Here is a 23,428-nt window from a genome sequence, read left to right as displayed (position 1 = left end):
CTCACCGCTCCCCGAACCGGACGACGGCGGAACGTTCTATGACCTCCGGGGGACGGGGCAGCATCCCGCCCAGCAGCATGATCGGGTGGTCATGGATGTCGTAGGCGGCGACCACGCGCACCGTGACGCCGTCGTCCTCGACCCGCAGCGCCAGCCGCCGGGCCTCCAGGGCGCCGATATCGCCCACTGTGGCGTCGGCCTCGGCCTGGGCCAGCGCGGCGCGCTCCTGGGCGTCGAGCCCACCCAGCGCGGCCCGGGCGGCCTCCGACGCCAGGGACTGCACCGACTGGGCCAGCAGAAACCAGCCGCCATACACCACCGCCGCCAGCAGAAGCGCGATCAGGACAGGACCGATCAGGGCGAACTCGACGGCGGCGGAGCCTTGCCGCATCCGCAGCGGCGAATTCCGGACTGAAGACGATGAGGCCACGACCGCGCTCCTTCGACAGCACGGATAGGTTGTATATCGGCCAGGATTAACAGGGCGTGTGCGTTCACAGTCTGGGCGTGTGATGGGCCCGGTCTTCGCCTGTGTAGGGAAGACTCCGCGTTGTTCAACGCTTTCAGGGCCTTGGCGCGAGCAGTCGTCGCCGACAACCCGCATAGGGCGTATAATTGCGTGAAATATGAGGAGCGCGGCCTTGACGGACGCCGTGTTTTCAGGCCTCACGCGGCTTTCGTCGAGCTTTACAGGCCCCAATGACCGACGCAGTAGATCCCGTTGACGTGGCGATCGGAACCCGCATCCGCAGCCGCCGCGAAGAACTCCGTATCACCCAGGCCCAACTGGCCGCCGGCGCCGGAGTGACCTTCCAGCAGATTCAGAAGTACGAGCGCGGCGTGAACCGTGTCTCGGCCGCCCGTCTGCTGCAGATCGCGGCGGTGCTGAAGACGACCGGCGCAGCCCTGCTGGGCGAGTTGGACGGCGAGCACGGGGACGAGCTGGTCCTGGCGGCGCCGGGCGTGTCGGAGTTGCTGTCGGCCTTCCGCGGCATCGACGACGCGGACAAGCGCGACGCCCTGCTGCTGGTCGCGCGCGGCCTGCGCAACTGATCCATCGCGGCTCCGGCCGTTGAGCCCTCTTCGCCGTCGGGCGGGGAGGGCTTTGTCATGTCTGCGGCGCCGGGGATGGATGTCGAACGCTTGAAGATATAAGCATGTCTTTATATGTGTGTTCGCCACATCCCAGACAGGAGCCTTCGGCTTGGCGCGTTCGTCCTTTCTCTTCACCTCCGAAAGCGTTTCCGAGGGCCATCCTGACAAGGTCGCGGATCGCATCTCCGACACGGTCGTCGACCTGTTCCTGGCCAAGGATCCCGAGGCGCGCGTCGCCTGCGAGACCCTGACAACCACCAACCGGGTGGTCCTGGCCGGCGAAATTCGCGGCAAGGGGATCTGGGAAGACGGCGGCTGGGCGCCGGGCGTCGAGGCCGAGATCGAGGCCGCCGTGCGCGCCGCCGTCAAGGACATCGGCTATGAGCAGGACGGCTTCCACTGGCGGACGTTCGAGTTCTCCAACCACCTGCACGGCCAGTCGGTCGACATCGCCGTGGGCGTCGATTCCACGGACACCAAGGACGAGGGCGCCGGCGACCAGGGCATCATGTTCGGCTACGCCTCGAACGAGACGCCGGAACTGATGCCGGCCACCCTGGCCTACAGCCACCGTATCCTGCGTAAGCTGGCCGAGCTGCGGCACGGCGGCGACACGCGGCTGGAGCCGGACGCCAAGAGCCAGGTCACGCTGTACTACGAGGACGGCAAGCCGGTTCGCGCCGCCTCCATCGTCGTCTCGACCCAGCACGCCAAGGGCCTGACCCAGGCCCAGGTGGCCGAGGTGGTCAAGCCGGTGGTGGCCGAGGTGCTGCCCGACGGCTTCATCACCAACGAGACCGTGTGGCACATCAATCCGACCGGCATCTTCGAGATCGGCGGGCCGGACGGCGACGCGGGCCTGACGGGCCGCAAGATCATCGTCGACACCTATGGCGGCGCGGCCCCGCATGGCGGCGGCGCCTTCTCGGGCAAGGATCCGACCAAGGTGGACCGCTCGGCCGCCTACGCCGCGCGCTACCTGGCCAAGAACGTCGTGGCCGCCGGCCTGGCCGACCGCTGCACCATCCAGCTCAGCTACGCCATCGGCGTGGCCCAGCCGCAATCCGTGCACGTCGACCTGCATGGCACCGGCAAGATCGACGAGGCGGTGCTGGAGCGCGAACTGCCCCAACTGATCGGCGGGGCGACGCCGCGCGCCATCCGCGAGCATCTGAAGCTGAACAAGCCGATCTACGCCCGCACGACTTCCTATGGCCACTTCGGCCGCGAGCCGGACGCCGACGGCGGCTTCAGCTGGGAAAAGACCGATCTGGTCGAAAAGCTGCAGGCCCTGGCGTAAGCGCGATCAGGCGGCCTGGTCGATGGTCAGGCCGCGCACGCCCGTCAGATTGGCGTCGGTGAAGTCCGTCTGACGGGTCTGGGCGCCGTGCAGGGTCGCCCGACCCAGGTCCGCCCCCGCAAGGACCGCGCGGCGCAGGTCCGCGCCGGCCAGGTCCGCGCCGCGCAGATTGGCGCCCGTCAGATCGGCGGGCAGCAGCCGGTCCGCCGTGATCATCAGCGGTCCCAGTTGGGCCTCGCGCAGGTCGGAGCCCGTCAACTTGGCCCCCCTCAGCCGCGCGCCCCGCAGGTCCGCGCGGCGCAGGTTGACCGATCGCAGGTCGGCGTTCTCCAGGTGCGCGCCCTGCAGTTGCACGCCCTCCATGTCCAGGCCGTAGAAGACTGCGCCCTTGGCGGACAGGGCGGTCAGGTTCAGGCCGACGATCGACTTCAGCGGCCGGAGGTCGACCCCGTCGAAGACTGAGGGCTGGCCCTGGGCGCCGCCGCTTTCGCACCAGCGGGCGTGTTCGCGCAGCATTTCGGCGGCCGGCATCTCGGAGACCGGCGCGCCGGCGCAGCGGGTGTCGGTCAGGGCGCCGTCCAGATCGGCCCCGTCGGCGCGCCACATCGTGGTCTTGGCGCCGACCAGGATGGCGTCGCGCAAGTCGGCGCCCGACAGGTCGGCGCCCGACAGGTCGGCCCCGGCCAGATCGGCGCCGCGGAAGTCGGCCTGTTTCAGATTGGCCCGGACCAGCTTGCAGTCCTTCATCACCGCGCCGGAAAAGTCGGCCTTGATGGCGATGACGCCGGACATCTTGGAACGCTGCAGATTGGCGCCGGCCAGGCAGGCGCCGCCGACCTGGGTCTGGTCGCGGGGACGCGGCTCGATGACCTTGAAGCCCAGCTTGGCGTCGGCGGCGGCGATGGTGCCCTCGCGCAGGTCGGCCTCGAACAGGTCGGCGCCGGACAGGTCCGCGCCGCGCAGGCAGGCCCCGCGCAGATCGGCGCGGCGCAGGGAGGCGTCGGCCAGGATCGCGTCCTGCATGTCGGCGCCGAAGAAGTTGGCGTTGTCCAGCTTGGCGCCGGTCAGGTCGCAGGTCTCGAGACAGGCGCCGGCGAAGTCCGCGTCGGAAAGATTGCGCCCCTTCAGGCTGAGGCCCGTCAGGTCCAGCCAGGCGAAGACGGCGCGCGCGCCGCCGGGGCGCGCCTGGAACAGACGGTCGTGCCGGGCGCAGATCACGTCCAGCTCAGCCTGGGAAAGGCGCTTCCTGACGATCGGTTCGGCGACGGCGACCATCCGATCACCTTACGGCGTCCGACTTAAGAAAGATTATCGATCCGCGCTATTCGGTCAGCAGGCCCTGGTCGCGCAGGGCGTCGGCCAGTTCGCCGGGCGCGGTCCACAGGCGGGTGTAGCCGGCCTCGCCCAGCCGCTTCAGTTCGGTGACCAGATCGGCCTTGGAAGAGGCGGCGAAACGGCCGTCGAAGCCGGCCCCGTCCTTCGACACCCGCACCATCGGCCGGCCGGTCTCCAGCCGGTGCAGGAAGCCTTCGCACAGGGCCGCGCCCTCTTCGCACATCAGGCCGGTCTCGACGGTCAGGCCGGCGGCGCGCAGCCGCTCGGTGCCGCGTCCGGCGGCGAAGGGTGAGGGGTCCAGGCAGGCGATGACGACGCGCGACACCCCGGCGTCGGCCAGGAAATGGGCGCAGGACTTGCGGCCTGACGAGCGGGCGCCGCACGGCTCCAGCGTGACATAGGCGGTCGCGCCCTTCGCCTGGTCGCCGGCGGCGGGCACGGCCTGTTCCTCGGCGTGGGGGCGCCCGCCCGGCGCCGTGGCGGCCTGGGCGACCACGCGGCCGTCCTTGACCAGGACGCAGCCGACCGCCGGATTGGGCCAGGTCTCGCCCATGCGTCCGGTCGCCAGATCGATGGCCTGGGCCATGAAGGCGCGGTCGGCGTCGCTCCAGGTCATGCGACGGCCGGAAGGTCTTCGGCGCGCGACGCATCGAGATAGCGCGCGGCGGTCGGCTTCAGCTGATCGTCCAGGTCGATCTCCAGCGGATTGCCGGTCGGGATCTCGACACCGACGATCTTGTCGTCCGGCACGGCGAACAGCAGCTTGACGATGGCGCGCAGCGAATTGCCGTGCGCGGCGATCAGCACGTCCTCGCCCGCCTTCAGGCGCGGCGCGATCTCTTCGTCCCAATAGGGCTTCACCCGGTCCAGGGTGGTCTTCAGGCTTTCGGTGTCCGGGATGGCCTTGCCGGCGTAGCGGGGGTCGGTGGTGAAGTCGAACTCGCCGCCCGGCGCCAACGGGGGCGGCGGCGTGTCATAGCTGCGCCGCCAGACCTTGACCTGGTCCTCGCCGTGCTTTTCGGCCGTCTCGGCCTTGTTCAGCCCGGTCAGCCCGCCGTAGTGGCGCTCGTTCAGGCGCCAGTCCTCGATCACGGGAACGTCCTTCAGGCCGGCGGACTGAAGCGCCAGGGCGCCGGTCCGCTTGGCGCGGGTCAGGACCGATGTGAACATCACCGCCGGCTTGAAACCCGCCTCGGCGATCAGTTCGCCGCCCCGCCGGGCCTGGGCCTCGCCCTCGGCGGTCAGGTCCACGTCGACCCAGCCGGTGAAGCGGTTTTCGAGGTTCCACTGGCTCTGGCCGTGGCGCAACAGGATCAGGCGGGGCATGGGCGTCTCCGGGAGGCGGTCCGTCGGGCGTAGGACGCCGTCACGAACCGGTCAAGTTTTCGCCGGGCGACGCGGCGACCGGAGCCATATCGTCCTCCGTGCGTTGTTGCAGCTTCACCGGGGCCGCCGCTATACCTTCGCCATGTCCGACCGCCTGTTCTTCGCGCTGGCCCTGACCGGCGTCGTCCTGATGGTCGCCCTGGCGCTGGTCTGGCCCTAAGGCCCGGTCGCCCCGCCGTTCTTTCCCAAGGATTCCCATGCTGAAGCCCCGCCAGGACCTGAAGCCGAACACGGCCGCCTATGAGACGCAGGCGCTGGTCAAGCCGACCGGCTTTCGGGAATACGACGCCCGCTGGATCCTGGAGAAGGAGATCAACCTGCTGGGCGTCCAGGCGCTGGGTCTGGGCCTGGCGACCTATGTCCACGAGATCGGCGTCAGGCCCAAGATCGTCACCGGCCACGACTTCCGGGGCTATAGCCTCAGCGTCAAGCAGGCGCTGATCCTGGGCCTGCTGGAAGGCGGCATGGAGGTGCTGGACGTGGGCCTGGCCCTGTCGCCGATGGCCTATTTCGGCCAGTTCGAACTGGACGCCCCGTGCGTGGCCATGGTCACCGCCAGCCACAACGAGAACGGCTGGACCGGCGTGAAGATGGGCGCCAATCCGCCCCTGACCTTCGGCCCCGACGAGATCGGCCGCCTGAAGGAGATCGTGCTGAACGGCCAGGGCGTGGCCCGCGACGGCGGCAAGCTGGTGCGGGTCGAGGACTTCCGCGAAAAATACATCGCCGATGTCGCCTCCAAGGTTCAGGTCAAGCGGCCGCTGAAGGTGGTCTGCGCCTGCGGCAACGGCACCGCCGGCGCCTTCGCCCCCGACGCCCTGCGGCGCATGGGCGTGGAGGTGATCGAGATGGACACCGACCTGGACTTCACCTTCCCCAAGTACAATCCCAACCCCGAGGACCACGCCATGCTGGTGCAGATGGCCCAGCGGGTGAAGGAGACGGGCGCCGACCTGGCCCTGGGCTTCGACGGCGACGGCGACCGCTGCGGCGTGGTGGACGACACGGGCGAGGAAATCTTCGCCGACAAGATCGGCCTGATGCTGGCCCGCGACCTGTCGGCCATCCATCCGAACAGCACCTTCGTCGTCGATGTGAAGTCGACGGGCCTGTACAAGACCGACGAGGTCCTGAAGGCCAATGGGGCGGAGACCGTCTATTGGAAGACGGGGCACAGCTACATCAAGCGCAAGACCGCCGAGATCGGCGCCCTGGCCGGGTTCGAGAAGTCGGGCCACTTCTTCATGGCCGGCGAACTGGGCCACGGCTACGACGACGGCCTGGTCGCGGCCGGCGCCGTCCTGGCCATGCTGGACCGCAATCCGGGCAAGACGCTGTCGGAGCTGAAGGCGGCCCTGCCGGACGCCTGGACCAGCCTGACCATGAGCCCGCACTGCGACGACGAGCTGAAGTACGAAGTGCTGGAGCGGATCGTGAAGGAATATTCCGACCTGGCCGAGGCCGGGGGGGAAATCCTGGGCCGCAAGATCGTCGAGGCCATCACCGTCAACGGCGTTCGGGTGCACCTGGAGGACGGATCGTGGGTGCTGGTCCGCGCCTCGTCCAACAAGCCCGAACTGGTCGTGGTGGTCGAGAGCATGCGGTCCGAGGACGACATGCGCGACCTGTTCAGGAAGGAGGTCAAGCCGCGCCTGGCCGCCTATCCCGAGATCGGCGCCTTCAACCAGGAAATCTGACGGGTCGGGCATGGCGGGGCGCCTCCGCCGTTCCGGGCGGAGTTTGGAGGGCCGGGCGGAGCGCCGGGCCTTCGCCCGGAGGTCTGTGATGTGAGTACCGTTTCGACGAAGTTCGACGCTCCGCGCGGAGGATTGACCTGCAAGCTCGGGGCGCCGAGTGGTGGCGGTCTTATCGCCTAACCCCATAAGCCTGCGGCGGGCCGGCGGCTCCTGCGAGAACCGTCCGGGTGCGGCCGAGTATCCCCCTCGACCCTCCGCCTCGCGCGTCCGGTGCGCCGGCCGGCGAGGCGGCGCGGGCCGTTCCAGACCCGCCCCCGCTTCCTCCGCTCCCGCCGCCGCAAGGTCGCAGGCCTTACGAGCCCTCCGGTGCGACGGGACGAGGAAAGCATGGCACGGTTTCCAGCTCAGGCGGGCTGGGGGGCGCGAGAATCAGGCAAGCCGTTGGAATCGTTGCGGTCGAGGCAGCGTCACTTGGAGAGTTGGCGGGTTCCGACCTCGCATTCCCGCCGTCCTCCACACCCGTCATCCTCGGGCTTGACCCGGGGATCGGAGGTTCAGCCGCAGGTGCGAAGACAGCGACGTACGGCCCGATCCACGCCCGATCCTCGGGTCAAGCCCGAGGATGATGGGAGAGGGAGGCAGGACGGGGACGGGAGAGGGCGTTCAGGTCAGTGGATGGCTTCGCCGTGCTGGGTGTAGTCCAGGCCCTCGATCTCCTGCTCTTTGGTCACGCGCAGGCCGGTGGTCAGGCGGCAGATGGTCAGCACCAGATAGGCGCCGGCGGCGCTCCAGGCGATGACGCCGAGCAGGCCCACGGCCTGCTTCCACACCGTGGCGCCCTCGGCCAGCGGATTGACGGCGGTGGTGGCGAACAGGCCGGTCAGCAGGGCGCCGACGATCCCGCCGATCCCGTGCACGCCGAAGGCGTCCAGGCTGTCGTCGTATTTCAAGGCGCGCTTCAGCCACACCGCCCCGGCGTAGCAGGCCGGGCCGGCGATCAGCCCGATGAAGAAGGCGCCCTTGGGGTCGACGAAGCCGGCGGCGGGGGTGATGGCGACCAGACCGCCGACGATGCCCGACAGCAGGCCCAGCAAGGTCGGGCGCTTGCGCTCGATCCATTCCACCACCATCCAGCCGATCGCGGCGCTGGCGGCGGCCAAGAGGGTGTTGAAGGCGGCGGCGGCGGCCAGGGCGTCGGCGGCCCCGGCGGACCCCGCGTTGAAACCGATCCAGCCGACCAGCAGCAGGCCCGTGCCGATGGCGCTGTAGGCCAGGTTGGCCGGCGCCATGTTGTCGCGCCCGAAGCCGTGCCGCGGCCCCAGCGCCAGGGCGCAGACCAGGCCCGTGACCCCGGCGTTGACGTGGACAACCGCCCCGCCGGCGAAGTCCAGCACGCCCAGCGACCCGATCCAGCCGCCGCCCCAGACCTGGTGGCAGATCGGCGCATAGACGATCAGGTGCCACAGGGCGAAGAACAGGACGCTGGCCGAGAACTTCATCCGTTCGGCGAAGGCGCCGGCGATCAGGGCCGGGGTGATGATGGCGAAGGTCATCTGGAAACTGACGAACAGCAGTTCGGGCAGGCCGGGCAGCAGGCCATGCGCCGTCCGCATCGTCACGCCGTTCAGGAAGGCCGCCTGCAGGCCGCCGACGAAGCCGTCCACGGCGGCCGGTCCGGCGCCGAACGACAGGCTGTAGCCCGCGATGAACCACAGCACGCTGACCACGGCGAAGGCGGCGGCGGACTGGGCGATGACGCTGATGATGTTCTTCTTCCTGACCATGCCGCCGTAGAACAGGGCCAGGCCCGGCAGGGTCATCATCAGGACCAGGGCGGTGGCGGTCAGGATCCAGGCCGTGGCCGCCCCGTCGATCTGGAGCGGCGCCTGGTGGGCCAGAAGGGCCCCCTGGGTCAGCGTCTGGGCCAGGGCCGGACAGGCCAGGGACGCCGCCCCGGCGGCGGTTGCGGCGGCGAGGGCGACGTGTCGTTTCATCGGCGTGAACCCTGGGGAGAGAGCGAAGGCGGTCAGGCCGAAGTCTTGAGCCGTTCCGGCTGTCTGACAATCTCCGTCAGCGGAAGAATCCGCGTGAACTGTCCCAGGGCCGTCGGCCAGTCGGCCAGCAGGCGGCGCGCCAGGGGCGAGGCGGTGACGTCCAGATGCGCGCGGATCAGGCTCTGCAGCCGCTGGGCCGCCGCCTCGTCCATGTCGGCGAAGCCGGCCAGGTCGCCGTTCAGGGCCTTGGCCGCCGCGCCGTCGGCGTCCCAGACGAACAGTTCGCCGCCGCTCATGCCCGCGGCCAGGTTCCAGCCGACCGAGCCCAGCACGACGACGCGGCCGCCGGTCATGTATTCGCAGCCGTGGGCGCCCAGGCCCTCGACCACGGCCTCGGCGCCGGAGTTGCGCACGGCGAACCGCTCGCCCGCCGCCCCGGCGATGAACAGCCGGCCCGAGGTCGCGCCGTACAGGGTGGTGTTGCCGCAGATCAACTGGTTCGGGCGCCATTCCGGCGTGCGGATGGAGATTTCGGCGCCCGACAGCCCCTTGCCGACATAGTCGTTGGCCTCGCCGGTCAGGTGCAGTTCCAGGCCCCTGGCCGCGAAGGCGCCGAAGCTCTGGCCGGCGATGCCTTCCAGCTTCAGCCGCAGCCGCCCGGTCGGTCCCTGCGGACCGAAGCGGCGGACGATGGCCGAGGAGACGGCGGCGCCGACCGTGCGCTGGGTGTTGTTCAGCGGATAGGACAGCTCCAGCGTCTGGCCGCGATCCAGGAAGCGCACCGCGTCCTTCAGCACGCGGGCGTCCAGGCTGTCCTCTATGGGCTTTCTCGCCGCCTTGTCGGCCCACTTGCCGGCCGCGCCCTCGTCGACCTGGACCAGCAGGGGGTTCAGGTCGAGGTCGTCCAGATGCGATCCGCCGCGATGGACCTGGCGCAGCAGGTCGGTGCGGCCGATGATCTCGTCCAGGGTGCGGGCGCCGATGGAGGCCAGGATCTCGCGCGTTTCCTCGGCGATGAAGGTGACCAGGTTGACGACCTTGTCGGCCGTGCCGGTGAACTTCTCGCGCAGCCGCTCGTCCTGCGAGCAGACGCCGACGGGGCAGGTGTTGGAATGGCACTGGCGCACCATCAGACAGCCCATGGCGATCAGGGCCGTGGTGCCGATGCCGAACTCCTCGGCGCCCAGCAGGGCGGCGACGACCACGTCGCGGCCCGTGCGCAGGCCGCCGTCGGTCCGCAGCGTGACCGAGCCGCGCAGATTGTTCAGCGTCAGAACCTGATGCGCCTCGGCCAGACCGATTTCCCACGGCAGGCCGGCGTGCTTGATCGAGGTCTGGGGCGAGGCCCCGGTGCCGCCGTTGTGGCCGGCGACCAGGATGGCGTCGGCCTTGGCCTTGGCCACGCCGGACGCAATGGCGCCGATGCCGGAGGCGGACACCAGCTTCACCGTGACCCGGGCGTCGGGATTGATCGCCTTCAGGTCGTAGATCAGTTGGGCCAGGTCCTCGATCGAATAGATGTCGTGGTGCGGCGGGGGGCTGATCAGGGTGGTGCCGGGCACGGCGTGGCGCATGCGGCCGATGAATTCGGTGACCTTGAAGCCGGGCAGCTGGCCGCCCTCGCCGGGCTTGGCGCCCTGGGCGACCTTGATCTCGATCTCGCGGCACTGGTTCAGATATTCGGCCGTGACGCCGAAGCGGCCGGACGCCACCTGCTTGACCGCCGAATTGGCGTCGTCGCCGTTCGGGCGGGGGTGATAGCGCTCCGGATCCTCGCCGCCCTCGCCGGAGACCGAACGGGCGCCGATGCGGTTCATGGCGATGTTCAGCGTCTCGTGCGCCTCCGGCCCCAGGGCGCCCAGCGACATGGCCTGGGTCAGGAACCGCTTGCGGATGTCCGAGACGCTCTCGACCTGGTCGATGGGAATGGCCGCGCCTTCGCGGAAGTCCAGCAGGTCGCGCAGGCTGAGGTCCGGCTGGTTCCGCACCACCTCGGAATACTGCTTGAAGCGACGGTAGTCGCCGCGGTTGCAGGCGTCCTGCAGCAGGTGGATGGTCCGCGCCTCGTGGGCGTGGGCCTCGCCGCCCGAGCGGATCTTGAAGAAGCCGCCGATCGACGGGACGGGCTGGGCCTCGCCCCAGGCCAGGCGGTGGCGCTTCATGGCCGCCTGCTCCAGCCCGGCCAGGCCGATGCCGGAGATGCGCGACGGGGCGCCGGGGAAGAACTCGGCCGTCAGGGCGCGCGACAGGCCCAGCACCTCGAACTCGCAGCCGCCGCGATAGGCGGAGATGACGCTGATGCCCTTGCGCGCCAGGGTCTTCAGCAGTCCGGCCTCGATCCCCTTCTTGTAGTTCAGGCAGGCGTCGCGCAGCGTCAGGCCGGGATACAGGCCTCGGTCCAGACGCTCCTGGAACAGGTCCTGGGCCAGCCAGGCGTTGACGGTGGTGGCGCCGACCCCGACCAGGACGGCGAAGCCGTGCGGATCCAGCGTCTCGGCGGTGCGCACGACGATCGAGCAATAGGTGCGCAGCCCGACCTTGGTCAGGCGACCGTGAACCCCGGCGGTCGCCAGGATCATCGGTGCGGCCAGGCGCTCGGCCGCGCCGTGCTGATCGGTCAGGACGATCAGGGCCGCGCCGTCGCGGGCGGCGGCCTCGGCCTCGTCCATGATGCGGTCCAGCGCCGCCCGCAGCCCGGCGCCGGGCCGCGCGTCGTCGGCCGGCACGTCGTAGCTGCAGTCGATGACGGCCGTGGCGCCGGCGCCGACGGTGTCCAGCATCCGGTCGTACATGCCGTTGGTCAGGACGGGGCTGTCCAGCACGAAGACGTCGGTCTGGGCCTCTTCCTCGGCCAGGATGTTGCCCAGGTTCTTGAACCGGGTCTTCAGGCTCATCGCCCCCGCTTCACGCAGCGGGTCGATGGGCGGATTGGTGACCTGGCTGAAGTTCTGGCGGAAATAGTGCGACAGCGGGCGCGGCAGGGCCGACAGGACGGCGGGCGGCGCATCGTCGCCCATCGAGCCGACCGCCTCCTTGCCGTCGCGGATCAGCGGATCCAGCGTCAGGTCCAGGTCCTCGCGGCTGAAGCCGGCGGCGATCTGGCGGCGCGTCAGGGCCTCGCCCTGGGCCGAGCGAGGCTCGGGTCCGGGGCCGATGATCGGCTCCAGGTCCACCATGTTGTCCAGCCAGTCCGTATAGGGATGGGCGGCGGCCAGGGCCTCGACGGCCTCGTGCTCGTCATAGAGCCGGCCGTTCGCCATATCGACGGCGATCAGCTTGCCGGGGCCGATGTGCAGACGGCGCTTCACCCGGCTCTCGGGGATCGGCACCAGACCGGCCTCGGAGCCGGCCATCAAGAGGCCGTCCACCGTCTCGACCGCGCGCAGGGGCCGCAGGCCGTTGCGGTCCTTGCCGGCCACGACCCAGCGGCCGTCGACGGCGCAGATGGCGGCCGGGCCGTCCCACGGCTCCATCACCGCATTGCAGTAGGCGTAGAAGGCGCGGTGCGCCTCGGGCATCACCACGTCGTCCTTGGCCCAGGCCTCGGGGATCAGCAGGGCCTTGGCCATCGGGGCCGGGCGGCCGGCGCGCACCAGCACCTCGAAGACGTTGTCCAGAGAGGCCGAGTCCGACCCGCCCGGCTGGACCACCGGCTTCACCTCGCCGTCGCGGTCGCCGAAGGCCTGGGCGGCCATGCGGATCTCGTGCGACTTCATCCAGTTGAGGTTGCCCTTCAGCGTGTTGATCTCGCCGTTGTGGGCCAGCATGCGGAAGGGCTGGGCCAGCCGCCATTCCGGAAAGGTGTTGGTCGAATAGCGCTGGTGGAAGACGGCGTAGGCCGAGACGAAGCGCGGGTCTTCCAGGTCCGGATAGAGGTCGCCCAGCAGTTCGGCGCGGACCATGCCCTTGTAGGCGATCGAGCGCGACGACAGGGTGCAGATATAGACGCCCTGCAGGTTCTCGGTCTTGACGGTCTTCTCGATGCGGCGCCGGGTCAGGAACAGTTCGCGCTCCAGCGCCTCGCCGTCCAGGGGCCGGCCGGCGTCGTCCAGCGGGGGCGCCAGCATGATCTGTTCGATCTCCGGACGGGTCGCCCCGGCCTTGGTCCCGACCACGGACAGGTCCACCGGCGTCTGGCGCCAGCCATAGATCCAGAAGCCGGCGCGCAGCGCCTCGGTCTCGACGATGGCGCGGGCGCGGTCCTGGTCGCCCAGGTCGGTGCGCGGCAGGAAGATCTGGCCGACGCAGATCGGGCCAGGGCGCACCGACTGGCCGATGGAGGCGACCTGGTCGGCGAAGAAGCCCTGCGGCAGCTCGACCATGACGCCGGCGCCGTCGCCGGACAGGCCGTCTGGATCGACCGCGCCCCGGTGGGCCACGGCCTTCAGGCTGCGGATCGCATAGTCGACCACGTCGCGGCGCGGGCTGCCGTCGATGGAGCAGACCAGGCCGACGCCGCAGGCGTCGCGTTCGGACGCGCGGTCATAGGCGTGGCCGGCTTCCAGCCGCGCGCGGGTTTCTTCGTACTGGTTCAGCCAGGTCACGCCGCGACCTCCTGGGTGCGGGTCTTCAGGTAACGATCGATCTCGGCGGCGGCGTCCTGTCCTTCGCGCACCGCCCACACGACCAGCGAGGCCCCGCGCACCGCGTCGCCGGCGGCGAACACGCCGGGCAGGCTGGTGGCGAAGCTGACGGCGCCGACCTTGATCGTGCCGTCGTCGCGCAGCTTGAGGTCGGGCTCGTGCGCCGCGAAGGGCTCGGGCTGGAAGCCCAGGGCCTCGATGACGATGTCGGCGGGAATGTCGAAATCCGAGCCGGGGACGGGCGCGATGTTGCGACGCTCGCCCGGCGCGGCCTCGGTCAGGGCCATGCGCTGGGCGCGCACGCCGGTCACGGCGTCGCCCTGGGACAGCAGCGCCTTGGGCGCGGCCAGCCATTCGAAGACGACGCCTTCCTCCTCGGCGTTCTGCACCTCGCGGGCCGAACCGGGCATGTTGTCCCGGTCGCGGCGATAGACGCAGGTGACGCTGCGGGCGCCCTGGCGGACGGCGGTGCGGACGCAGTCCATCGCCGTGTCGCCGCCGCCGATCACCACGACGCGCTTGTCGCGCGCCTCGTGCCAGCCGTCCTGTTCGGCGTCGCCCAGGTCGCGACGGTTCTGGTGCGTCAGGTACTGCAGCGCCTCCACGGTCGAGTCCGGGCCCCGGCCCGGGGCCGACAGGATGCGCGGCTGATAGACGCCCATGGCCAGCAGCACGGCGTCGTGGCGGTCGCGCAGTTCGCTCAGGGTCACGTCCTTGCCGACCTCGCAGCCCAGGACGAATTCGACCCCGCCCTCGGCCAGGCGGTCGACGCGACGCTGGACGACGTGCTTCTTCAGCTTGAAGCCGGGGATGCCGTAGATCAGCAGGCCGCCCGCCCGGTCGTGCCGGTCATAGACGGTGACCTGATAGCCTTCGCAGCGCAGCCGGTCGGCCGCCGCCAGGCCCGCCGGGCCGGCGCCGATCACGCCGACGCTCTCGCCGCGTTCGGCCAGGGGGCGGATCGGTTCGACCCAGCCGTTCCGCCACGCCTGTTCGGCGATCCAGGCTTCGACCGAGCCGATGGTGACGGCTTCCCAGCCGGACTGGTTCAGGGTGCAGCCGCCTTCGCACAGCCGGTCCTGCGGGCAGATGCGGCCGCAGATTTCAGGCATGGTCGAGGTCTGGGACGACACGCGCCAGGCCTCGCGCACCTCGTTCTCGGCCGACAGGCGCAGCCAGTCGGGGATGTTGTTCTGAAGCGGGCAGGCGTTCTGACAGAACGGCACGCCGCAGTCGGTGCAGCGCGACGCCTGTTTCTCGGCCGTCTCGGTGGACGGGGGCAGGGTGATCTCGCCGAAACCGCGGGCGCGCAGTTCGGCGGAGGCCTTCGAGAGGCGGCGCGGCTCTACGACGAAAGTCCCGCCTGGCGTTATGGTCTTGTGTGTCACGGCGTCGCATATGCCGCAAACGAGACATTCAAGGCAAATAATATTGGCGTAACCGGCGTTATCGTCCGTAAAAAGAAATAATATTTCAAAACCTGCGTTTGAGGCATCAAAAGATGCTGACAGGGCGGTGTGCAGCGCAACAGAGTTTTTGGTTCCCGCCTGCGACAATCTGGAACTCCCTCTGGCAGCGAGCGTTGCCGTTCCTTGATCAGCAGTTTCAGGGGGCTCTCATGCCACGATGGACAACACCAACCGGTCTGGGGGGCTGGCTGACGCTGCTTCTCGGCGTCTTGCTCGCCGTGATCGGCCTGATCCTGACCGTCGGCGGGGTGCAGCTCGCGACCCTGGGCGGCTCCTGGTACTATCTGATCGCGGGGCTGGCGCTGATCGCGTCGGGCGTGCTGCTGATCCTGCGCGACGTGCGCGGGGCGTGGATCTACGGCGCGACCTTCCTGGCGACGCTGATCTGGGCCTTCTGGGAAAAGGGTCTGAACGGCTGGGCCCTGGTGCCGCGCCTGGTGGGACCGCTGGTGCTGATGTTCCTGGTCATCGCGACCCTGCCGGCGCTGCGTCGCGGCGCGGGCCGGCTGGCGGCCGGATCGGCGGCGGGCCTGGCGGTGCTGACCCTGATCTTCGGCGTCGTGATCGCCCAGGCCAACAAGGCCCAGGTCGACCATCCGGTGCCGGGCGCGCGCGGCGCCTACAACGACCCCGCCCTGCTGAAGACGGGCGCGGACTGGCCCGCCTGGGGCGGCACCGACAGCGCCCAGCGCTACACCCCGCTGACCCAGATCAACAAGGACAACGTCGGCCGGCTTGAACGCGCCTGGACCTTCCGCACCGGCGACCTGCCGGGCGAGCGATGGGGGGCGGAGACCACGCCGCTGAAGGTCGGCGACACCGTCTATCTGTGCTCGGCCCGCAACAAGCTGTTCGCCCTGGACGCCAATACGGGCCAGCAGAAGTGGACCTATGATCCCCAGGTCGCCGACGACCAGATCCCCTACACCGCCGCCTGCCGCGGCGTGGCCTATCACGCCCGGGCGAACGCCAATCCGGCCGAACCCTGCGCCATCAAGATCATCGAAGGCACGCTGGACGGGCGGATCATCGCCGTGGACGCCCGCACGGGCCGTCCGTGCCCGGCCTTCGGCCAGAACGGCGCCGTCAGCATCAAGGTCGGCATGGGCGATCCCTATCCGGGCATGGTGTCGATCACCTCGGCGCCCGTCATCGTGCGCGGCGTCATCGTCACGGGCCACCAGGTGCTGGACGGCCAGAAGCGGTGGAACGCCTCAGGCGTGATCCAGGGCTTCGACGTGGAGACGGGCGAGCTGCGCTTCGCCTGGGACATGATGCGGCCCGACCGCAACGGCCTGCCGCCGGAGGGCGAGACCTATACGCCGGGCACGCCCAACATGTGGACGACCGCCTCGGTCGATGAAAACCTGGGCCTGGTCTATCTGCCGATGGGCAACTCCGCGGCCGACTACTGGTCCAGTTCGCGCCGCCCGCTGGAGAAGCAGTATTCGACCTCCATCGTCGCGCTGGACGTGACCACCGGAAAGCCGCGCTGGCACTATCAGACCGTCCATAACGACGTGTGGGACTTCGACCACGGCTCGCAGGCGACGCTGATCGACTTCCCGACGGCGGCGGGCGTGGTCCCGGCGCTGCTGGTGCCGACCAAGCAGGGCGACATGTACGTCTTCAACCGCGCCAACGGCCAGTTGCTGCACCGCGTGGAGGAACGGCCCGTGCCGACGACCGGCGGGACCGAACAGGGCCAGCGCTCGCCGACCCAGCCCTTCTCGCTGTTCGCCACCCTGAGGAAGCCGAACCTGGTCGAGGCCGACATGTGGGGCATGTCCCCGATCGACCAGATGTTCTGCCGCATCAACTTCAAGAAGGCGAACTATCAAGGCTATTACACCCCGCCCTCGACCAACCACTACATCAACTATCCGGGCTATAACGGCGGCTCGGACTGGGGCGGCGTGGCGGTCGATCCGGTGCGCGGCGTGATCGTGGCCAACTACAACGACATGCCCAACTACAACCGGCTGGTGCCGCGCGCCGAGGCCAACGAGAAGGGCTGGTTCCCGCGCGACGACCCGCGCTACATCGCCCAGCAGAAGCAGGCGGCCGAGCGCGGCGGCAGCCTGTCCAAGGGCGAAGGCGCCGGCGACCCGCAGATCGGCGTGCCCTACGCCATCGACGTCAACGCCGGCTGGCGCGTGAAGTGGACGGGCCTGCTGTGCAAGGAGCCCCCCTATGGCGGCATCACCGCCATCGACATGCGGACCGGCCAGACCCTGTGGGACCGTCCGTTCGGCACGGCGCGCAAGAACGGCCCGTGGGGCATCCCCTCGATGCTGCCGCTGGAGATCGGCACCCCCAACAACGGCGGCGCCGTGGTGACGGCCAGCGGCCTGATCTTCATCGCCGCGGCCACCGACGACCTGATCCGCGCCATCGACATCGAGACCGGCAAGACCGTCTGGTCCGACGTCCTGCCCGCGGGCGGCCAGGCCAATCCGATGATCTATGAGCAGAACGGCCGCGAATACCTGGTCATCATGGCGGGCGGCCACCACTTCATGGAGACGCCGGAAGGCGACTACGTGATCGCCTATGCTCTGCCCGAAGGTAGAGCCTAGGCTCTCCTATGGGCCTATCGCGCTTGGCGCGGCTTGAGGCCCGGATGAGGTAGACGGCGAGGAGCCGGAGGCGGAGACGTCTCCGGCTTCCTGCTGTCACGGCCTGATCTGGCCCTGGCCGCGGACGACGTATTTATAGGTCGTCAGCTGCTCGGCGCCGACGGGGCCGCGGGCGTGCAGGCGGTTGGTCGAGATGCCGATCTCTCCGCCGAATCCGAACTCGCCGCCGTCGGCGAACTGGGTCGAGGCGTTGACCAGGACGATGGCGCTGTCGACCTGGGCGGCGAACCGCTCGGCCGCCTCCACGTCGGCGGTGACGATGGCCTCGGTGTGGCCCGAGCCGTAGCGGGCGATGTGGTCGGTTGCGGCGTCCAGGTCGTCGACCACCCGCACGGCCAGGATCGGGGCCAGATATTCGGTGGTCCAGTCCGCCTCGGTCGCGGGCGTCATCTCGGGCACCAGGGCGCGAGCGGCCTCGTCGCCGCGCAGTTCGCAGCCGGCGGCGATCAGGTCGGCGGCCACGGCCGGCAGCAGGCTTTCGGCCGCGGCGCGATCCACCAGCAGGGTCTCGGTGGCGCCGCAGACCGAGGTGCGCCGCATCTTGGCGTTGACCGCGATGGCGCGCGCCGCGTCGGGATCGGCGGCCCGGTGCAGATAGGTGTGGTTCAGCCCCTCCAGGTGGCTGAGCACGGCGGTGCGCGCCTCGGCCTGGACGCGGGCGACCAGGCTCTTGCCGCCGCGCGGGACGATGACGTCGATGGCGCCGTCCAGACCGCCCAGCATCAGGCCCACGGCCGCCCGGTCGGGGGTGTCGACCAGCTGGACGGCGTCGGCGGGCAGGCCCGCTTCGGACAGGGCCTCGGCGACGACCCCGGCGATGGCCAGGGACGATTGCAGGCAGTCCGAACCGCAGCGCAGGATGGCGGCGTTGCCCGAACGGATGCACAGGGCGGCGGCGTCGGCGGTGACGTTGGGCCGGCTTTCGTAGATGACGCCCAGCACGCCGATGGGGGTGCGGACGCGGGCGATGTCCAGGCCGTTGGCGGGGGTCCAGCGCTCGGTCTCGACGCCCAGGGGGTCGGGCACGGCGGCGATGACGGCGACGGCCTCGACCATGCCGGCGACGCGGGCCGGCGTCAGGGTCAGACGGTCCAGCAGGGCCTCGCTCATGCCGTTGGCGCGGGCGGCCTCGACGTCGCGGGCGTTGGCGGCCAGCAGGTCGTCCTGGGCGTCGCCCAGCTTTTCGGACAGCAGGGTCAGGGCGCGGGTGCGCGCATCGGCCGGGGCCTGGCGCAGGGCCGAGGCGGCGGCGCGGGCCCGGCGGCCCAGGCCCGTCATGGCGGTCGTCAGGTCGGTCATCGCTTGTCCAGCACCAGGTCGTCTCTGTGTATCAATGCGGCGGGGCCGCGGTGGCCGAGCAGCAACTGGATCTCGTCGCTGCGCCGTCCGCGAATGCGGAAGGCTTCGTCGGCGGGATAGGCGGCCAGGCCCACCCCGATCACGGCGCCGTCCGGGTCGGTGATCTGAACGCAGTCGCCCTTGGCGAAGTCGCCGATCACGGCGGTCACGCCCGCCGGCAGCAGGCTCTTGCCCTTGCGCAGGGCGGCCACGGCGCCGGCGTCCAGCTTCAGCTCGCCGGCGGGCGCCAGGCTGCCCGCGATCCACTGCTTGTAGGCCGCCATCGGGCTGTCGGGCGCATCGATCAGGGTGGCGCGCGCGCCCTGGCGAATGGCGCTCAGCGGCGCGATGGTCTGGCCCGACGCGATCACCGTGGCGCAACCGGCCGAACGCGCGATCTGGGCCGCCTTCAGCTTGGTGGCCATGCCGCCGGTGCCGACCCCGGCCGAGGCGTTGGCCCCGCCCGCCATCGCCAGGATTTCCGGCGTCAACTCCTCGATCAGGGGCAGGTGCCGGGCCGACGGGTCGCGGCGCGGGTCGGCGGTGTAGAGGCCGTCGACGTCCGACAGCAGGATCAGCAGGTCCGCATGGGTCAGCTGGGCCGCGCGGGCGGCCAGCCGGTCGTTGTCGCCGTAGCGGATTTCCTCGGTCGAGACGGTGTCGTTCTCGTTGACCATGGGAATGACGTTATGGGCCAGCAGCACCTCGATGGTGGCGCGCCCGTTCAGCCAGCGGCGGCGGCGTTCGGTGTCGTCTCGCGTCAGCAGCACCTGGCCGACCGTCAGGCCGTGCGGCTGGAACACCTCCTGCCAGGCGGCCATCAGCAGGGACTGGCCCACGGCGGCGGCGGCCTGCTTGTCGTGGACGCGCCGGCCGATGTCGCCCAGGCGGCCCCGGCCCAGGGCGACCGAACCGGAAAAGACCACGATCACCTCGCGCCCGTCGCGGCGGAAGGCCGCCAGCTCGGTCGCCAGCGCCGTCAGCCATTCGCGCGCGACCCCGCGCGAGGCCGGGTCGATCAGCAGCGACGAGCCGATCTTGACGACGATGCGCCGCGCGGCGGCGAGGGCGGAGGCGGCGGTGTGATCGGGTGTTCGGGCGGCGGAGGGCGTTGCGGCGGACATCTGCGCCCTTGTAACGCGATATTGCCGACTTGTCTCATCGGCGCGGTCCGGTCACAGCAGGGGACATGATGGAAACCCTCTCTCCGATCGCCCTGGGCGCCCTGGGCAGCCTGGCGGCGGGCATGATGACGGCGCTGGGCGCCGTGCCCATGCTGTTCTTCCGGCGGCCCGGCGAACAGACCCAGCGCGTCCTGCTGGGCTTCGCCGCGGGGGTGATGCTGGCGGCCTCGTTCTTCTCGTTGATCATCCCCGGCGTGGCGGTGCTTCAGGACGGGGGCGCCGGCAAGGGAACGGCCGCCGCCGCCATGGCCGCGGCGGTGCTGATCGGCGCGACGGTGATCGGCCTTTTGAACCGGTTCGCGCCGGTCGACATGCTGGCGATCGGTCCTGCCGGGTCGCGCGATCTGGCGCGGCGCATCTGGCTGTTCATCATCGCCATCACCCTGCACAACTTCCCCGAGGGGGCGGCCGTGGGCGTCAGCTTCGGCGGCGGCGACATGAACCAGGGCCTGGCGACCGCGCTGGGCATCGGCATCCAGAACATGCCCGAAGGCCTGGCCGTGTCGGCGGCCATGGCCAGCCTGGGCTACGGCCGCTGGCCAGCCTTCGCGGCGGCCACGGCGTCGGGCCTGGTGGAGCCGATCGGGGGCCTGATCGGGGCCAGCGTCGTGGGGTTGCTGCCGGGCGCGCTGCCGTGGGGCCTGGGCCTGGCCGCCGGGGCGATGATCTATGTCGTCACCGCCGAGATCATTCCCGAGACGCGCGGGCGCGCCAAGGGCGAAGGCTCGATGATCGGCCTGATGATCGGACTGGTCGGGATGATGTTCCTGGATATCGCCCTGGGATAGCCGCCCGCGCGTCGCCGCGCGACGCAATCGGGGCTGGACGGGGCGGGGGCGCCAAGGCTAGGCCTTGGGACAAGGCGAGGGGGAAGATCGCCGATCGCCACGGAGCCCCATGAGTTCGACCCGACCCCTCAGGGCCGCGCCCTCCAGACGCGGCGTCCTGTCCGGCCTCAGCCTGATGACGATCATGGGCGTTGGAGGCCCGGCCATGTCCGCGTTCGCCCAGACCGCCCGCTCCCCTCATTCGGCCCAGCCCTCGGCCGTCGAGCGTCACGCCGCCCGGATCGAGGATCTGATCGCGCGCATGACGATCGACGAGAAGGCCGGCCAGCTGAACCTGCTGGCCGATCCGTTCCGCTGGCGGCCGCAGAACGTCAATCCACTGGACGGCCAGGGCGATCCGGGCCGGGTCACGGCGATGATCCGGGCCGGCCAGGTCGGGTCGCTGTTCAACGGCGTCGGCGCGGCCATGGGCCGGACCATCCAGCGCGTGGCGGTGGAGGAGAGCCGGCTGGGCATACCGCTGCTGTTCGCCGCCGACGTGATCCACGGGCTGAAGACGGTGTTTCCCGTGCCGCTGGCCGAGGCGGCGGCCTTCAATCCCGAACTGGCGCGGCGCACGGCCCAGGCCGCCGCGCTGGAGCTGGCGGCGTCGGGCGTGCACCAGACCTATGCGCCGATGGTCGACGTCGCCCGCGACCAGCGCTGGGGCCGGGTGGTCGAGGGCGCCGGCGAGGACGTGACCCTGAACAACCTTCTGGCCGCCGCGCGCGTGCGCGGCTTCCAGGGGGACGAGGGGCTGGACCATCCCGACGCCATCCTGGCCACCGCCAAGCACATGGCCGGCTATTCCGCCGCCATCGGCGGGGTGGAATACAACACCACCGACATGAGCGAGCAGACGCTGCGCGGGGTCTTCCTGCCGCCGTTCAAGGCGGCGGTGGACGCCGGCTGCCTGGCGATCATGAGCGCCTTCAACGACGTCAACGGCGTGCCGGCCTCGGCCAATCACGAGCTGCTGACCGAGATCCTTCGGGACGACTGGAACTTCCAGGGCTTCGTGCTGTCGGACTACACCTCCGAGCAGGAGCTGGTGGCCCACGGCTTCGCCGAAGACGGTCGCGACGCCACGCGCCTGGCGATCATGGCCGGGGTGGACGTCAGCATGGTCTCGGGCCTGTTCCTGCAGCACATACCGGAACTGGTGCGCTCCGGCGCCGTGCCGATGGCGCGGGTGGACCAGGCGGTGCGCCGGGTGCTGAGGACCAAGGCCGCGCTGGGCCTGTTCGACGATCCCTACCGCGGCACGGACCCGGTGCGCGAGCAGGCCATGGTGGGATCGCAGGCCCACTACGCCCTGGCGCGAGAGGCGGCGCGCGAATCCATCGTCATGCTGAAGAACGACGGCGACCTTCTGCCGCTGAGCAAGGCCGGCCAGAGGATCGCCCTGATCGGGCCGTTCGCCGACGACGTGGACAATGTGTTCGGGCCGTGGACCATCTGGGGCGACGAGAGCCGGCGGGTGGCGCTGGACGTCGGGCTGCGCGAGGCGATGGCCGATCCGTCGCTGCTGACGGTGACGCGCGGTTCGGGCGTGGAGGGGGCGCTGGACGGCGGGATCGACGCCGCCGTCGCGGCCGCGCGCGCGGCGGACGTCGTGGTCCTGGCCATCGGCGAGAGCCAGCGGATGTCGGGCGAGGCCCAGTCGCGCACCGACATCGTCGTGCCCGAGGCGCAGCAGCAGCTGGCCGAGGCGGTCGCGGCCGTCGGCAAGCCGGTGGTGGTGGTGCTGAAGAACGGCCGGGCTTTGGCGCTGAGCGGGGCGGTGCGCAACGCCCAGGCGATCCTGGTCACCTGGTTCCTGGGCAGCGAGACCGGGCGCGGGATCGCCGACATCCTGTTCGGCGACTTCGGGCCGTCAGGGCGCCTGCCGGTCAGCTTTCCCCGGCGTTCGGGCCAGCAGCCCTTCTATTACGACCGCAAGAACACCGGCCGTCCCGCCGATCCGAACCTGGAGGAGGAGGAGTACAAGGCCCGCTATCGCGAGACGCCCAACACCGCCCTCTATCCGTTCGGCCACGGCCTGACCTACGGCCGGATCGAATATGGCGCGGTCGAGCTGAGCGCGTCGGAGCTGCCGCTGAACGGCACGCTGGAGGTGGCCGTCACGGTCACCAACCGCGGCGCGCGGGCGGCCGAGGAGACGGTGCAGCTGTATGTCCACGACCGGGTGGCCAGCCTGACCCAGCCGGGGCGGTTGCTGAAGGATTTCAAGGCGGTGCTGTTGCAGCCCGGCCAGTCGGCGCGCGTCGCTTTCGACCTGCGGCCGTCGCAGCTGACCTTCATCAACGCCGATCTGGAATCGGTGGTGGAGCCGGGGCTGTTCGACGTCTGGGTCGCGCCCTCGGCCCAGGGCGGACCCGTCGCCACCTTCCGCGTCACGGCCCCCGAAGGCCAGACCCCGGTGGGCGATCAGCGCTGACGAGGGGCGGAGGCGCCGGTGGCAGTCCCTAGGGGAATCGAACCCCTCTTTTCAGGTTGAAAACCTGACGTCCTAACCGATAGACGAAGGGACCGCGGCCGGGGCGGCGCATTTGCCCCGGTTCGCGTTTCTCCGCAAGAG

15 protein-coding genes and 1 tRNA gene are annotated in these 23,428 nt (G+C 70.3%); 6 read left to right on the top strand and 10 right to left on the bottom strand.

Features of this window, described 5'->3' with window-relative positions; genetic code table 11:
• Position 1: 1 nt before the first annotated feature.
• Positions 2 to 391, bottom strand: coding sequence for a TadE/TadG family type IV pilus assembly protein (locus M8231_RS12425; RefSeq protein ID WP_249749678.1), 390 nt, complete (start codon positions 389 to 391; stop codon positions 2 to 4).
• A 308-nt stretch (positions 392 to 699) separates the two neighbouring features.
• On the opposite strand from M8231_RS12425, the gene M8231_RS12420 reads away from it, so the two are divergent.
• Positions 700 to 1,053, top strand: coding sequence for a helix-turn-helix domain-containing protein (locus M8231_RS12420; protein WP_249749679.1), 354 nt, complete (start codon positions 700 to 702; stop codon positions 1,051 to 1,053).
• Between the two features lie 151 nt (positions 1,054 to 1,204).
• Complete coding sequence (metK, locus tag M8231_RS12415) at positions 1,205 to 2,395, top strand: methionine adenosyltransferase (protein ID WP_249749680.1); 1,191 nt, start codon at positions 1,205 to 1,207, stop codon at positions 2,393 to 2,395.
• Positions 2,396 to 2,401: 6 nt separating this feature from the next.
• On the opposite strand, the gene M8231_RS12410 is transcribed toward metK, so the two are convergent.
• Genes M8231_RS12410 through gpmA form a run of 3 tightly spaced genes read right to left on the bottom strand, consistent with a single transcriptional unit; the run spans position 2,402 to position 5,056 of the window.
• Positions 2,402 to 3,670 carry a pentapeptide repeat-containing protein gene (locus tag M8231_RS12410; RefSeq protein ID WP_250201565.1) on the bottom strand — a complete coding sequence of 423 codons (1,269 nt, stop codon included), beginning with the start codon at positions 3,668 to 3,670 and terminating at the stop codon, positions 2,402 to 2,404.
• 46 nt (positions 3,671 to 3,716) lie between these two features.
• Positions 3,717 to 4,346: a bifunctional diaminohydroxyphosphoribosylaminopyrimidine deaminase/5-amino-6-(5-phosphoribosylamino)uracil reductase RibD gene (gene ribD / locus M8231_RS12405; protein WP_249749681.1), complete on the bottom strand. Its 630-nt coding sequence runs from the start codon at positions 4,344 to 4,346 to the stop codon at positions 3,717 to 3,719.
• Complete coding sequence (gpmA, locus tag M8231_RS12400) at positions 4,343 to 5,056, bottom strand: 2,3-diphosphoglycerate-dependent phosphoglycerate mutase (protein WP_249749682.1); 714 nt, start codon at positions 5,054 to 5,056, stop codon at positions 4,343 to 4,345. Before gpmA ends, ribD begins: the two co-directional genes overlap by 4 nt.
• A 257-nt stretch (positions 5,057 to 5,313) precedes the next feature.
• Between gpmA and M8231_RS12395 the strand changes: the two genes are divergently transcribed.
• Positions 5,314 to 6,813, top strand: coding sequence for a phosphomannomutase/phosphoglucomutase (locus tag M8231_RS12395; RefSeq protein WP_250201564.1), 1,500 nt, complete (start codon positions 5,314 to 5,316; stop codon positions 6,811 to 6,813).
• Positions 6,814 to 7,481: 668 nt separating this feature from the next.
• Here M8231_RS12395 and M8231_RS12390 read toward each other — a convergent pair.
• Genes M8231_RS12390 through M8231_RS12380 form a run of 3 tightly spaced genes read right to left on the bottom strand, consistent with a single transcriptional unit; the run spans position 7,482 to position 14,778 of the window.
• Complete coding sequence (locus tag M8231_RS12390; RefSeq protein WP_284150789.1) at positions 7,482 to 8,807, bottom strand: ammonium transporter; 1,326 nt, start codon at positions 8,805 to 8,807, stop codon at positions 7,482 to 7,484.
• Positions 8,808 to 8,839: 32 nt separating this feature from the next.
• Positions 8,840 to 13,351: a glutamate synthase large subunit gene (gene gltB / locus M8231_RS12385; RefSeq protein ID WP_250201563.1), complete on the bottom strand. Its 4,512-nt coding sequence runs from the start codon at positions 13,349 to 13,351 to the stop codon at positions 8,840 to 8,842.
• Complete coding sequence (locus M8231_RS12380) at positions 13,348 to 14,778, bottom strand: NAD(P)-dependent oxidoreductase (protein WP_250201562.1); 1,431 nt, start codon at positions 14,776 to 14,778, stop codon at positions 13,348 to 13,350. Before M8231_RS12380 ends, gltB begins: the two co-directional genes overlap by 4 nt.
• Before the next feature lie 230 nt (positions 14,779 to 15,008).
• On the opposite strand from M8231_RS12380, the gene M8231_RS12375 reads away from it, so the two are divergent.
• The gene (locus tag M8231_RS12375; RefSeq protein WP_250201561.1) at positions 15,009 to 17,438 is read left to right on the top strand and encodes a membrane-bound PQQ-dependent dehydrogenase, glucose/quinate/shikimate family; all 2,430 of its coding nucleotides are present in this window, start codon (positions 15,009 to 15,011) and stop codon (positions 17,436 to 17,438) included.
• Between the two features lie 96 nt (positions 17,439 to 17,534).
• Here M8231_RS12375 and M8231_RS12370 read toward each other — a convergent pair whose 3' ends face one another.
• Together M8231_RS12370 and proB are read right to left on the bottom strand one after the other, a co-directional pair.
• On the bottom strand, positions 17,535 to 18,797 hold the full coding sequence (locus M8231_RS12370) for a glutamate-5-semialdehyde dehydrogenase (protein ID WP_250201560.1): 1,263 nt from the start codon (positions 18,795 to 18,797) through the stop codon (positions 17,535 to 17,537).
• Positions 18,794 to 19,960, bottom strand: a complete 1,167-nt coding sequence (gene proB / locus M8231_RS12365; protein ID WP_249749686.1) for a glutamate 5-kinase — start codon at positions 19,958 to 19,960, stop codon at positions 18,794 to 18,796. Before proB ends, M8231_RS12370 begins: the two co-directional genes overlap by 4 nt.
• Before the next feature lie 65 nt (positions 19,961 to 20,025).
• Between proB and M8231_RS12360 the strand changes: the two genes are divergently transcribed.
• Together M8231_RS12360 and M8231_RS12355 are read left to right on the top strand one after the other, a co-directional pair.
• A complete protein-coding gene (locus M8231_RS12360; protein ID WP_250201559.1) occupies positions 20,026 to 20,808 on the top strand; it encodes a ZIP family metal transporter in 783 nt (260 codons plus the stop codon).
• A gap of 109 nt (positions 20,809 to 20,917) precedes the next feature.
• Positions 20,918 to 23,287: a glycoside hydrolase family 3 N-terminal domain-containing protein gene (locus M8231_RS12355; RefSeq protein WP_250201558.1), complete on the top strand. Its 2,370-nt coding sequence runs from the start codon at positions 20,918 to 20,920 to the stop codon at positions 23,285 to 23,287.
• Positions 23,288 to 23,306: 19 nt separating this feature from the next.
• On the opposite strand, the gene M8231_RS12350 is transcribed toward M8231_RS12355, so the two are convergent.
• Positions 23,307 to 23,381 (bottom strand) — tRNA-Glu (locus tag M8231_RS12350).
• Positions 23,382 to 23,428: the final 47 nt, after the last annotated feature.

Source organism: Brevundimonas albigilva (assembly GCF_023573565.1).
In the GTDB taxonomy this organism is placed as follows: Bacteria; Pseudomonadota; Alphaproteobacteria; order Caulobacterales; family Caulobacteraceae; genus Brevundimonas; species Brevundimonas albigilva.
This window is presented reverse-complemented; position numbering and strand designations above follow the sequence as displayed.